11 protein-coding genes are annotated in these 12,682 nt (G+C 38.7%); 1 reads left to right on the plus strand and 10 read right to left on the minus strand.

Annotated features, from left to right (window positions below):
* Nucleotides 1-5 precede the first annotated feature (5 nt).
* The 9 genes from rsgA to gmk form a co-directional block, all read right to left on the minus strand.
* Nucleotides 6-905 carry a ribosome small subunit-dependent GTPase A gene (gene rsgA / locus I580_RS11645; protein WP_010770436.1) on the minus strand — a complete coding sequence of 300 codons (900 nt, stop codon included), beginning with the start codon at nucleotides 903-905 and terminating at the stop codon, nucleotides 6-8.
* Between the two features lie 189 nt (nucleotides 906-1,094).
* On the minus strand, nucleotides 1,095-3,281 hold the full coding sequence (gene pknB / locus I580_RS11650; protein WP_010770435.1) for a Stk1 family PASTA domain-containing Ser/Thr kinase: 2,187 nt from the start codon (nucleotides 3,279-3,281) through the stop codon (nucleotides 1,095-1,097).
* A complete protein-coding gene (locus I580_RS11655; RefSeq protein ID WP_010770434.1) occupies nucleotides 3,278-4,027 on the minus strand; it encodes a Stp1/IreP family PP2C-type Ser/Thr phosphatase in 750 nt (249 codons plus the stop codon). Before I580_RS11655 ends, pknB begins: the two co-directional genes overlap by 4 nt.
* Nucleotides 4,028-4,042: 15 nt before the next feature.
* Nucleotides 4,043-5,407 carry a 16S rRNA (cytosine(967)-C(5))-methyltransferase RsmB gene (gene rsmB / locus I580_RS11660; RefSeq protein WP_010770433.1) on the minus strand — a complete coding sequence of 455 codons (1,365 nt, stop codon included), beginning with the start codon at nucleotides 5,405-5,407 and terminating at the stop codon, nucleotides 4,043-4,045.
* 5 nt (nucleotides 5,408-5,412) lie between these two features.
* Entirely contained in the window at nucleotides 5,413-6,354 is a 942-nt protein-coding gene (gene fmt / locus I580_RS11665; RefSeq protein WP_010770432.1) for a methionyl-tRNA formyltransferase, read from the minus strand.
* A complete protein-coding gene (def, locus tag I580_RS11670; RefSeq protein ID WP_010770431.1) occupies nucleotides 6,347-6,841 on the minus strand; it encodes a peptide deformylase in 495 nt (164 codons plus the stop codon). The genes fmt and def overlap by 8 nt, the downstream gene beginning before the upstream one ends.
* A 60-nt stretch (nucleotides 6,842-6,901) precedes the next feature.
* A complete protein-coding gene (gene priA, locus I580_RS11675) occupies nucleotides 6,902-9,334 on the minus strand; it encodes a primosomal protein N' (RefSeq protein ID WP_010770430.1) in 2,433 nt (810 codons plus the stop codon).
* A gap of 218 nt (nucleotides 9,335-9,552) precedes the next feature.
* Entirely contained in the window at nucleotides 9,553-9,858 is a 306-nt protein-coding gene (gene rpoZ, locus I580_RS11680; protein WP_010770429.1) for a DNA-directed RNA polymerase subunit omega, read from the minus strand.
* A 4-nt stretch (nucleotides 9,859-9,862) separates the two neighbouring features.
* Nucleotides 9,863-10,477 carry a guanylate kinase gene (gene gmk, locus I580_RS11685; protein WP_010770428.1) on the minus strand — a complete coding sequence of 205 codons (615 nt, stop codon included), beginning with the start codon at nucleotides 10,475-10,477 and terminating at the stop codon, nucleotides 9,863-9,865.
* Nucleotides 10,478-10,867: 390 nt separating this feature from the next.
* On the opposite strand from gmk, the gene I580_RS11690 reads away from it, so the two are divergent.
* The gene (locus tag I580_RS11690; protein ID WP_010770427.1) at nucleotides 10,868-12,316 is read left to right on the plus strand and encodes a DUF1958 domain-containing protein; all 1,449 of its coding nucleotides are present in this window, start codon (nucleotides 10,868-10,870) and stop codon (nucleotides 12,314-12,316) included.
* A 68-nt stretch (nucleotides 12,317-12,384) separates the two neighbouring features.
* Here I580_RS11690 and I580_RS11695 read toward each other — a convergent pair whose 3' ends face one another.
* The gene (locus I580_RS11695; protein WP_010770426.1) at nucleotides 12,385-12,672 is read right to left on the minus strand and encodes a hypothetical protein; all 288 of its coding nucleotides are present in this window, start codon (nucleotides 12,670-12,672) and stop codon (nucleotides 12,385-12,387) included.
* Between the last annotated feature and the right edge of the window lie 10 nt (nucleotides 12,673-12,682).

Genomic DNA, 12,682 nt, shown 5'->3' on the forward strand with positions numbered 1-12,682 from the left:
CTCCTCTATTTTTTCTTATATATTGGTCTGCGATTTTCTATTTCTAGTAAGAATTGCAGATAATTATCGTAACGTGTCTGAGCGATCGTGCCAGCTTCTACACGACTTTTCACTTCGCAGCCTGGTTCTTTGCGATGCATACACTCGCGAAACTTACAAGATACCGAAGCTTCTACAAATTCAGGAAATTGTTTTGGCAATTCTGTTGTTTCCATTTCTAAAAAGTCTATCGAGCTAAATCCTGGGGTGTCAGCAACTAAACCATCGTATAAAGGTAATAATTCTACATGACGTGTTGTATGTTTCCCACGACCCAATGACTCTGAGATTTCATCAGTAGCTAACTGCAAATCAGGTGATATTTTGTTTAATAAAGTAGATTTCCCGGCACCTGATTGTCCCATAAAAACAGTTAAGCGTTCAGGAAAATATTGTTCTAATGCTCGAACTGCTTCTTCGTCATTCGCTTTCGTTGCTGCAATAACTGGATAACCAATTTCTCCATAAACTTTTTTGACTTCAGCCACACTGACTGCTTCAGTTCCCGTCAGTAAATCGACCTTTGTCAAATAAATAATTGGGGCAATTTCTTTATCTTCTAATGTAACTAAAAAGCGATCTAATAAATTATAAGAAAAGTTTGGTTCAACCATACTCATGACAACTACACCTTGATCAACATTTGCTACTGGCGGACGCACTAGCTCATTATGTCTAGGAAAGACTTCAAGTAAATAGCCATCCGTCGGGTTATCACTTTCAAACATGACTTCATCACCGACTAATGGAGTGATTTTGCGATTGCGAAAATTCCCACGCGCTCTGGTTTGAAATGTTGCACCCTCTGCATAAATGTAGTAAAAACCGCTTAACGCTTTTCTGATTTGACCTTTCAGAAATGCCACCTCCTCGTTTCTGTTGGTTTCATTTTACCATAGGTTAGAGAAAAGCTAAACGCAAGGCTAGAGAAATCAACATGATTTAAAAAAGTGTGTGGGACAAAAGTAAAAAGCACTTTTGTTTCACACACTAACTACAAATAAACGGTGGAAACAGAAGTAACCTCTTCTGTCCCATCCTCCTTAACTTATTTTCTAACTATTTCCATCACCTGTTGTGTCTGTTGCACTTGAAAAATTGACTGTAACAGATGTTCCTTTAGCAACACTATCCCCAACGCTCGGCGATACACTGATTACTTTCCCTTTCGAAGCATCACCAGATCCTTGAATATACTTCAAACCGTTGCTTTCGATTTGTGCTTTAGCTTCTGCTGGTGAGAGCCCTATAACGTTTGGAACACTAACGTTACTCGGTCCAGAACTAACCTTTAATGTAATTTTTCCATTTTTGAGATCGAAGGTTGCTCCTGCACCAGGATCCTGTGAAATGACGGTTCCTTTAGGTAAATCACTGGATTCATCCACTCTTGAAATTTGATTTTGCTTAATTCCTAAACTGGTCAAAGCATTTACAGCATTATCATACGTATAATTTTCGGCATAACTCCCTAAAACAACAGTGCTCGACTCAGAGCTTGTCGTTGTCGTTTTGTCAGGTCCAGAACTGACTATTAGCGTAATCTTTCCTTTTTTAGGGTTAAACGGATTGCCTGCAGCTGGATTTTGTTCCATAACTAAATCCTTCGCTACTGTATCACTTGGTTTATCTACCCGCGTGATTTGACTTCCTTTAATACCGTAACTTAATAATTCCGTTACTGCATCATTATAGCTATAGCCTAAGCTTGCATAATCAGCTAAATAGACATCATCCGGGCCTTTGCTGACCACCAAAGTAATTTCATCTGTTTTTGGATCAACCTCTTCACCTTTTTCTGGCGATTGACTAATGACCTTGTCTTCATCTACTTTAGAATCTGTCGCTTTCGTGATTTTAATTTGGCTTTCTTTGAAGCCTTGTTCTCCTAGCTTTCCGATGGCATCTTTATAACTTTCACCAGTAACATCCACTAACTTGATTTTCTTATTTCCAGAACTGATATATAGTTCAATTTCACGATTTTTCTTTACAGTAGAACCCATCTCAGGATCTGTTTTGACTACTTTTCCTTCTTCGATGTCATCACTTTGTATTTGCTTTGACTCTGATTTAACTTTCAGGCCCGCTTCTTCTAGCATACTGCGTGCTTGTGTTTCGGTTTTATCTGCTACATTAGGTATTTTGACTTCGCTGCTGCCACGACCCGCAAAATAGAAAATACCAACAACGATCAAAACCAGTGCTAATAAGCTCAAAAAAATGATCCATGGCTTCTTTTTTTTCTTCTTCGCAACAGCTTCTTGTTGCTCGATTTCTTCATGTTCATTCCGCTCTTCAGGTGGTGTTTCCATCGAATTGAAAGAAGAAGGCATCGCCATTTCATCCGTGATCGGGGTTAATATTTTTGTTTCGCCCATTAATCCCGTTGGTTGCCACTTTGGTTCGTTCAAACGGTTAGCAGCCAATACGGTATATAAGTCACGTGACATTTCTTCAGCCGTTTTATAACGATCTGCTGGATCTTTAGCCGTTGCATGTAACACCACATTTTCCAAGGATTGAGGGATATTAGGATCAATCGTTTTAACTGATGGCATTTCTTCTTGGAAATGTTTTAACGCGATCGTAACAGCTGATTCGCCATCAAATGGTACATTTCCAGTTAACATCTCATATAAAATGATTCCAACTGCATAAACGTCTGACTGATTGGTCGCCATACTTCCGCGAGCTTGTTCTGGAGATAAATAATGGACAGAACCTAGCATTGTATTTGTTTGCGTGATTGACGTTTCCGTTAAGGCAATTGCGATCCCAAAATCGGTGATTTTGACAACACCGCTTTCGTCCATCAAAATATTTTGTGGTTTTAAATCTCTATGAATGATTCTATGTTCATGCGCTAGTGAAACTGCTGATAAAATTTGCTCCATGATATCAACAATTTTTGCATATGGAATTGGATACTGCGTTTGGATAAATCGTTTTAGATCCATCCCTTTCACATACTCCATTACTAAGTATTGTAGACCATCTTCTTCACCTACATCATAGACACTGACGATATTTGGATGAACCAATTCAGTTGCAGCTAGAGCTTCTCTTTGAAAGCGGCGAATTGCTGCTTGATCATTTTGGAAGTCAAAACGCAATACTTTGACTGCTACATCACGATCCAAAATCAAGTCATGTGCTAAAAACACATTCGCCATACCGCCACTGCCGATATTGCCAATAATGTGATATCGACCATTCAATTTTCTGCCGATTTCGATCATTGGTTTTCCTCCTTCTGTTCATCAAAATGAATCACCAAGACAGTGATGTTATCCGCGCCACCTGCTTCATTGGCTGTCGCGATCAATGTTTCCACCTTTTCGTTTAGTGGCTCATCTGAAAGTAAAATAGTTAAAATATTCTCTTCTGAAACCATGTTTGTCAGCCCATCTGAGCATAGTAAGATATAGTCGTCAGGTACCCAAAGATGGTTCGCCACATCGACTTCCACCATTCGCGGCATCCCCAATGAACGAGTCAGGACATTTTTTCTTGGATGATTCGCAGCCATTTCACGTGTAATTTCACCAGATTTTACTAGTTCATTTACTAAAGAATGATCTTCTGTTAGTTGGCGTAATTCATTGTTGCGAACCAAATAAGCTCGGCTGTCACCAATATTAGCCAATACAAATGACTGGTCTAATAATACCGCACTAACAATTGTCGTTCCCATACCTAAAAACTCAGGTCGAGATTGACCTTTTTCATAAATCATCTCATTTTCATCTTGAATTTCTTTGATCAACCACTGTGCAGCTTTTTCCGATGTATCGATAAGACTTTTCTGCCAGCGTTCACCAAGATTATTGACCGCCATCTGACTAGCAACATCTCCCGCCTGATGACCACCCATTCCATCTGCTAAAATAGCTAAGGAAATTCCTGATTGGTTCTCAAATAAACCTGCATAATCCTGATTGGTATTCCGTTTCCGTCCGACATCTGTTTGAAAATTGATTTCCACTACGCTTCACCTCGTTTAACAAACTTTTTGCATACAACAAATAAAAAATCCATCCGTCCCTAATTGATGCGGGTACAGCGTGAGCATTTGATCCTGCACAGAGGGCTGAACAGCTTTACTAACACTCACATCTATTTTTTTAAACTCTGGATGCTTTTGTAAAAATGCTGCAATAACTTCTTGATTTTCTTCTTTAGCAATCGTACAGGTGCTATAGACCATTATACCGCATTGTTTTAATGTTTTGGCAACACTTTCTAGAATTTCTAGTTGGATTTTAGGCAATTGTTCAAAATCTTGAGCCGATTTATTGTATTTGATATCTGGTTTACGACGCATTAGGCCTAGACCTGAGCATGGAGCATCTACTAAAATTCGATCGAAATATTCTGCTGGGAATTCTTCCCCCACTTTGCGAGCATCTAATTTTTCAGTATCCACAACTTCTTTTACATGTAGACGCTCTGCATTTTGTTTGATTAGCTTGATTTTGTGGTCATGAATATCTAAAGACTTCACACGTCCACCTTGTGCCGCATCAAGAAACGTTGCGATATGTGTAGTTTTACCACCTGGAGCCGCACAAGCATCCAACACAACATGATTTTTTTCAATCTGCATTGCTGGTGCAACGAGCATTGAACTTTCATCTTGAATCGTCAATTTACCAGCATCAAATAGATAATGCCCTGCCATAAAGCCTTTATCTGCGACTACACCATAAGGCGAAACTTGGCTGGCTGTTGCTTCGATATGATCTTTTTGCAACTCTTCTAATGCATCAGCTAGACTGATTTCACGGGTATCTACTCGACCACTAACATGACTTTTCTCAAAAAGCGATAAGCCCAATTTTCTTGTTTCTTCCATCCCCAGTTGGTTAATTAGCTTTTCTGTCAACCATTTTGGCATACTGATTTCCACTGATAAACGTTCAACAGGATCTTTGATGTTGTCTAAACTAGGTGCGCCTTCTCTTTGAAAAGCCCTAAGCACACCATTCACAAATTTTGCGATCCCAATATTCCCTCGGTGCTTCCCAATTTCCACCGCTTCATTGATAATCGCATGGTCTGGAATTTTATCTAAAAATACTAATTGATAAATCGACAGACTAAGTAAATTTTTCACCCAACTGTCTACTTTTTTAGGGTTCGTAATGAACGGGGTCAAATAATATTCTAGTAACAGCTTTCGACTGATCGTACCATACACAAGTTCTGTGAATAGACGGCTGTCTTTTTCTCCTAATGCAGATTTATTGATCATTTCATTTAACAATAGATTGGAATAAGCTCCGCCATTATCCACACGTTCGATCGTTCTCAATGCTACATAACGAACTGAACTTTTTACTCTTGCTGGTATTTTTTTTCCCATATTGACTAGCCCACCTTATCTGATTCTGCGACTGTTTTGCCGACTCCGTTTAGGAAATCTTGAATAGATAATTTCCCTTTGCCTGATGGCTGGATCATATCTACGGAAAGAACCGTACCTTCTCCACAAGCAATCCACAACTCTTTTTTGCTACGCTTGATAATTGTTCCTGGAACAGCTTTCGTTGTTTCTTCTAAAGGTGTAACTGCCCATAACTTCCAATTAATTTCATTGTAAGTTGTAAAGGCTGTGGGCCACGGACGCATGCCACGAACTTGATTGTCTACTTGTTCCGCTGTCTTATGCCAATCGATCCGTTCTTGTTCTCTTGTAATATTCGGAGAAAATGTCACTTGATTTTCGTCTTGAGGAAGCGGTGTGATTTCATTGGCTAATATTTTAGGCAATGTCTCCAGCAATAATTCCTTTCCAACAACGCTCAACTTATCAAACATCGTTCCAACATCATCTGTTTTAGTAATTGGAATCGATTTTTGAGAAAGAATATCTCCAGCGTCCATTTTCTTCACCATTTCCATGATTGTGACACCCGTTTCCTTTTCACCCTCAATGATTGAATAGTGAACAGGAGCACCACCACGATATTTTGGTAATAGAGAGGCATGGACATTAACTGCGCCAAATTTTGGTGCAGTTAAAATTTTCTCTGGTAAAAATTGACCGAAAGCAGCCGTTACAATAAGATCTGGCGCAAGCTCGATAATTTTGTCCATTTCAGCTGATCCTGAGATTTTTTCTGGTTGTAAAACAAGTAAGTCATGTTTGACTGCAGCTTCTTTCACAGGTGTTGGTGTGATTATCTTTTTGCGTCCAACAGGTCGATCTGGTTGAGTCACTACAGCTTGAATCTCGTAGCCTTTTTCGATCAGTCCTTCTAAAATGGGGACTGAAAAAGCGGGTGTTCCCATAAAAATTAGTTTAGTCATCTAAATGTTCCTCCATATATGCATCTAAATCTTCTGGTTTGATTGGTTCAATGATTTTATCAATAAACAACTCGCCATTTAGATGATCGATTTCATGTTGAAAAGCTCTGGCAAGATACCCATAAGCAGTTACTTCGATTTCGTCTCCTTCGCGGTCAAAATAACGAACAGTCACTTCATCTGCTCGCTCAACTGTACCATACGTTTCTGGAATGCTTAAACAGCCTTCCACATCAATATCTGTCCCTTTTCGATCGATGATTTCAGGGTTTATCAATTCAAACAGACCTGTTTCTTCATCCACTTCGATCACCGCAAGCTGAAGATTTTTCCCGATTTGAGGCGCGGCTAGACCGATTCCATCGTGGGCGATCATTGTTTCGTACATATCTTCTAAAAGTGTAATTGTTTCGTCAGTAATCATCGTTACTGATTTTGCTTTTTGTTTCAAGCGTTCATTTGGGTGTATCACTATAGGATAGCGCATAAGGTTTCCTTTCTTTTGATCAAGCATTCTCTCACTAGGAAGCTTGATATAGCTAAGAGCTTATATAAAATTCATTGGCTCAGCATCGATCGATAATTTCAATCCGTGCGCTGTTGCTCTTTGGGTATCGGTTAGTATTTTTTTCAAGATATTTTGTAGATTGGGTTCATTTTTGTATTTAATGATTACTTGATAAAAGTAACGATTATTAATCCGCATGATAGCGTTAGGTGTTGGCCCAAGCAAAATACTTTGGTTAGATAACCCCTCTTTTAATTCTTTCACTATTTCAAACATCTGCTTGGCTGCCTGATTCTCTTCAGGATGGCTTGCTGTTATTTGTACTGTAAAATAAAATGGCGGATAATCTCCTCGATGGCGAACGTACATTTCTTTTTGGTAAAAGTCTTCATAATCTTGGGCTTTGGCTAATTGGATCGCATAGTGTTCAGGATTAAACGATTGAATGATCACTTCTCCTGGTTTTTCTGCTCGGCCTGCTCGCCCACTGACTTGAGTCAATAACTGAAATGTCCGCTCACTTGAACGGAAATCTGGTAGATTAAGGGCCGTATCAGCATTCAAGACCCCAACTAACGTCACGTTAGGAAAATCTAGTCCTTTAGCAATCATTTGTGTGCCTAGTAGGATATCTGCTTCATGATGACCAAATGCTGTCAGAATTTTCTCATGAGCTCCTTTTCGTCTCGTCGTGTCAACATCCATTCGTAAAACTCGACTTTCTGGGAAAAGTGCTTTTAGTTCTTCTTCTACTTTTTGAGTTCCAGTTCCATAATACCGAATTTTATCTCCGCCACAATTTGGACAATGATAGGGAATTCGCTCTTCATGTCCACAATAATGACATTTCATTGTTTTGCTATCCATATGGAGCGTCAATGAGATATCACAGTTTGGGCAAGGTAAAACATAACCGCAATCTCGACACATTACAAACGAAGAATAGCCTCGACGATTTAGTAATAATACGCTTTGTTCCTTTTTAGCTAAGCGATCTTGAATTTTTTCTTGAAGCGCTAGCGAAAAAGATGACGTATTTTTATTTTGGATTTCTTCACGCATGTCTACTACATCGATTGTTGGTAAGGTAGCTGTTTGATTGGCTCTTTTGGATAGGACTAAGCGATCATACACATTTTTTTGCGCCCGTGCCCGCGTTTCTAACGAGGGTGTAGCACTTCCAAGAACCACTGGACAATGATGGTATGCTCCTCGCCAAATCGCTAAATCCCGTGCATGATAGCGCGGCGTTTCTTCTTGTTTGTAACTGACTTCGTGCTCTTCATCAATGATCACAACACCTAAATTTTCCAAAGGAGCAAAAATAGCAGAACGTACCCCAACCACGACTTGGGCTTCACCACGTTCAATTTTCCGCCACTCATCATATTTTTCCCCTTGAGATAAGGCACTGTGCATCACTGCTACTTGCTCACCAAAGCGACTTTTGAAACGATGAACCATTTGTGGTGTCAACGAGATTTCCGGCACCAGCATCATGGCTGTTTTCCCTTGATTCAACACTTCAGCGATTACTTGGAGATACACTTCCGTTTTTCCACTACCAGTAATTCCTTCAAGTAAGTAAGTTTGGCTTGCATTTTGGTTGACCGAGTCTAAAATTTTATCTACTGCACTTTGCTGTTCATCGTTCAAAGCTAAGGCTGTGGTTTTTTCAAACGTATGGTCAGCAAATGGATCACGATATGCTTCAGCTTCGACGAATGTTAGCCATTGTCTGTTTACACCGTCATTTAAAACAGCCGTACTGAATCCTAGCTCTTTCATTTCCTTGACGGTCGTCATTTTTTCTAATCCTAGTTGTTGTAAATAGGTAATCAACTGTTCTTTCTTCTGCGAGCCTTTTCTAAGCTCTAATCGCGCTTCTTCTAATTGTTCAAAGTCTTTCAGCGCTTGGATGTAGCGGATCGTCTTTACTCTATTTCGCGTATTGACTTCATAACGAATATCGACTTTTTGCTGTTTTCTAAGCTGCATCAATTGCGGTAAGATATTCCTCGCTAAAGCATCTTCCCACGCAATTTCGTCTAATCCATAGAACAACTCATCTTGCATGTTTCCTTCTAGTTCATCTGTTAAATATATGTATTTGCTATAGTCTGCACGCATCACGCTAGGCAACATAGTCTGCAGACAAGTAATTTTAAAAGCAAAGGTTTTTTCCTTCATATAATCAGCTAACTCCAACAATTCCGTATTGAGCACTGGTTTTAAATCCAAAACAGAAATAATTTCTTTCCACTCAAATTTTTGTGCTGTTATCACTTTATCTGAAACCTCATCTATGCCTAAGACAAACCCTTGTAAATGCCGATTTCCGTTACCAAATGGAACTTCTACCCGCATCCCAACGGTCAATTGTTGTTCTAAGTTAAAAGGAATCAAATAAGTAAACGGTTGGTCTGTCTGCATCGTAGGTACATCAACAATCACTTGTGCCGCTTTTCTCATAAACATTCCTCCATTCTATAATTGTAGTGCTGATTCTCTGTCAGAGCCAAACGGGTTCGTTCAGCTTTTCTTTGCCTATTGTACTAAAGAATCAGACATTTGTCTTGTTCCTCTGATTTCTGTTACTAAAAATTAAAGGCCTTCGTCACTATTACTTTTTAAAACATATAAAAACTGAGATGAAAACTTTTCATGGTTTCATCCCAGCTTGAGCTATTTTATAAACTTTTTTCTTCGCGGATACGATTTTCAAGTTCTTTTTGTTCTTGTTCACGTCTCATTTTTTGTTCTTCTTTTGCCATACGCATTCTTTCGCGTTTTTCTTCTGGGCGAGGATCATTGATTACTGTGGCAGCATCGATTTCTTCTAATGCTTGGCCTACACTTTTCACTGATTCAAAACTTTCTAGTGTTGGTTGTGCACCTTCATCTAGTTCGTGAGCACGTTTGCTTGCTAGGATCACAAGTGAGTATTTTGATGGTACTTCTTTTAATAATGAGTCAATAGATGGTTTTAGCATCATAAGGCTACATCTCCTTCAACATTTTAATATACTTGCCAATTACTCGATCAACGCGAAAGTGTTCACTCGCGATAATTTCTTTGATTCGTTTCACAGCTAATGGTACTTCATCATTAACAACGGCATAATCATATAATGCCATCATTTCAATTTCTTCGCGAGCCACACGCATTCGCTCTTCAATAACTTCATGATCGTCAGTACCTCGACCAACGATTCGTGATTTCAACTCAGCTAAATCTGGCGGTGTTAGAAAAATAAAGACGCCATCTGGCACTTGCTCTTTTACTTGCTCAGCACCTTGTACTTCGATTTCTAAAAAGACATCTTTTCCTTCATCAAGCGTTTGATTGACATAAGAAAGCGGCGTTCCGTAGTAATTCCCTACATACTGTGCATATTCCAGCATCTCACCTGCTTCGATCATTGCTTCAAATTCTTCTTTTGTGCGGAAGTAATAATCCACTCCTTCTACTTCTCCTTCCCGCATTTTACGGGTAGTCATAGAAATCGAGTACTGAAAATCATTCTCTTCACTATCAAAAATTGCTTTACGTACCGTTCCTTTCCCAACTCCAGAAGGACCCGATAGTACAATTAATAATCCACGCTCTGACATGACGACTTCCTTTCAAAATATGTCTTTTAAGTATTACTTCTATAATGCACTTTTTTTCAGTAATTTTCAAGGCTTTATTGCTTAATATTTTCAAAAAGGGTATATACTTTTTGATCCAGATCATCGATAAAATGATTTTAGATGATGTAGTATCATTTACTTCCTTAAATTTCATCCCAACTTGAGCCTTTTAAATAACGATGATACAGAGAAATTCCACCTCGTTGTCTTCTATCTCTCAAAATTGTCACCGTTATTACAAAAACATTTGCAAAAAAAGTATACACTTTACCTACTTTTCAAGTAAAATAAAGTTATTACACATTTTTATACTCTGACAACTTCAAAACCACAGAAATTGATGTATAAAAAACGAAGGGATTTAAATCTATGTTCATTAAAAAAAATTTTTGGAAAGCCACAACAGCCTTCTTACTTGCTGCTTGTATTTCACTTGGATATTTTACACAAACAAGTTACGCAGAAGAAGACCTAATGGAATTTGCAAAAAAATCAGGATACCCTATAAAAGAAGGTTATCGACCAAAAGCCTCGATTGTGATCGATGCTGATTCTGGTCAGATTTTGTGGGAAGAACAACCTGACCTATCTTGGAGTCCAGCAAGTATCGCTAAAGTCATGACAATGTATTTAGCCTTGGAAGCGATAGAGCAAGGTAAATTCAATTTAGATACTACTGTCACAGCAACTGAAAAATATGTAAATATCTCTCAAATCTACGCATTAAGCAATAATAAGATTGCCCTAGGCGTCGACTATCCTGTTCGGGACCTATTCTCGATGGTAGCAGTTCCGTCTTCAAACGTTGCTACACTGATGCTGGCAAATCTAGTTTCTGATAATGACGAAGCTGGTTTCATTCGCAAAATGAACGAAAAAGCAGCAGAATTGGGCATGACAAATACCACTTACTTTAACTGTAGTGGCGCACAAATCAGTGCCTTTGGCGGATTTTATCAAGCGCCAGGCATCGATCCAGATGGCGATAATAAATCAACTGCTAGAGACTTGGCTATTTTAACGTATCATTTAATCAAAAAATACCCTGATGTTTTACAGTTTACCAACAAGCCAGTTGTTACGACTATGGAAAATACGCCGTATGCTGAAACGTTTGAAACTTATAATTACTCATTACCTGGCGCAAAATATGGTTATGAGGGAGTCGATGGATTAAAAACTGGCTCAAGTCCAACTGGCGGTTTCAATTATATCGCAACAGCTAAAAAAGGCGATGCTCGACTAATTGAAGTTGTCTTAGGCGTAGGAGATTGGTCAGATCAAGAGGGTGAATACGAACGGCATCTTGCTGGAAATGCGATTTTAGATCACGCCTTTTCTACTTATGAATATAAAAAATTGCTTTCCAAAGGATCAAATACGATCAATCAAAAAGAAGTCACTCTAGAACAAGACTTTTACGGATTTGTTAAAAAGGATACTGAGCCTAATTTCACATTAGCAGACGGGAAATTATCTTTAAAAAATGAACACGGGCAAGTATCTCCAAAAATTCCTGCTCGAAGTGTTCAGTACCAAGAATCCAACTCAAAAGAAACTGATGGTTCATCTACCAAGTTAGAAGGAAAGAAGACTGTTCCGTCTTCCTCTACAAAAAAAGAAGGCCATAACTACCTAGTCACCGGCGTCCTGACTATCTTAGGTTTATTGTTACTGATACTTTCAAAAGTATTTAGGAAACGAATCGCTGGCGTCAGACGAGGCAGCCGAAAAATGTCAACACCAACGACCCGCTTGCTATTTATTTTAGGAATTCTTTTCATTCTTTCCGCAGTTAGCGTATTTATCTTTTTATAAAAAACCAAAAAGGATGAGACAAAACGAAAAAATGTTTTGTCTCATCCTACTTTAAATTATCGATTCTCTTAAAATCCCATATTCGATAACGTATTAACAACACCCATGATTTCATCATGACGTTTAATTTGTTTATCCACAGGTCCATCCACTTCTTCAATGTCTACACGGACAACAAAACGACGGTTCAGTGTTACGAATGCTTCTTCATTCACACGGATATTTAATGCATCCTCTGTAAATGAAACACATGCATCTTCCCAAGCATCGAATGGTTCTTTATCAGAAATAATTTCTCTTTTTACTACTGATTTCCCGCTTAATTCATGGAACGTTACATCATAATACTTTGACATAAATATTCAC

The organism is Enterococcus caccae ATCC BAA-1240 (assembly GCF_000407145.1).
GTDB classification, from domain to species: Bacteria; Bacillota; Bacilli; order Lactobacillales; family Enterococcaceae; genus Enterococcus_L; species Enterococcus_L caccae.

Excerpts from the sequence above, each read along its gene's own strand:
- pknB (WP_010770435.1), bottom strand. The coding sequence starts at position 3,281 with ATGATCGAAATCGGCAGAAAATTGAATGGTCGATATCACATTATTGGC.
- rsmB (WP_010770433.1), bottom strand. The coding sequence starts at position 5,407 with ATGGGAAAAAAAATACCAGCAAGAGTAAAAAGTTCAGTTCGTTATGTA.
- fmt (WP_010770432.1), bottom strand. The coding sequence starts at position 6,354 with ATGACTAAACTAATTTTTATGGGAACACCCGCTTTTTCAGTCCCCATT.
- def (WP_010770431.1), bottom strand. The coding sequence starts at position 6,841 with ATGCGCTATCCTATAGTGATACACCCAAATGAACGCTTGAAACAAAAA.
- priA (WP_010770430.1), bottom strand. The coding sequence starts at position 9,334 with ATGAGAAAAGCGGCACAAGTGATTGTTGATGTACCTACGATGCAGACA.
- rpoZ (WP_010770429.1), bottom strand. The coding sequence starts at position 9,858 with ATGATGCTAAAACCATCTATTGACTCATTATTAAAAGAAGTACCATCA.
- gmk (WP_010770428.1), bottom strand. The coding sequence starts at position 10,477 with ATGTCAGAGCGTGGATTATTAATTGTACTATCGGGTCCTTCTGGAGTT.
- I580_RS11690 (WP_010770427.1), top strand. The coding sequence starts at position 10,868 with ATGTTCATTAAAAAAAATTTTTGGAAAGCCACAACAGCCTTCTTACTT.
- I580_RS11695 (WP_010770426.1), bottom strand. The coding sequence starts at position 12,672 with ATGTCAAAGTATTATGATGTAACGTTCCATGAATTAAGCGGGAAATCA.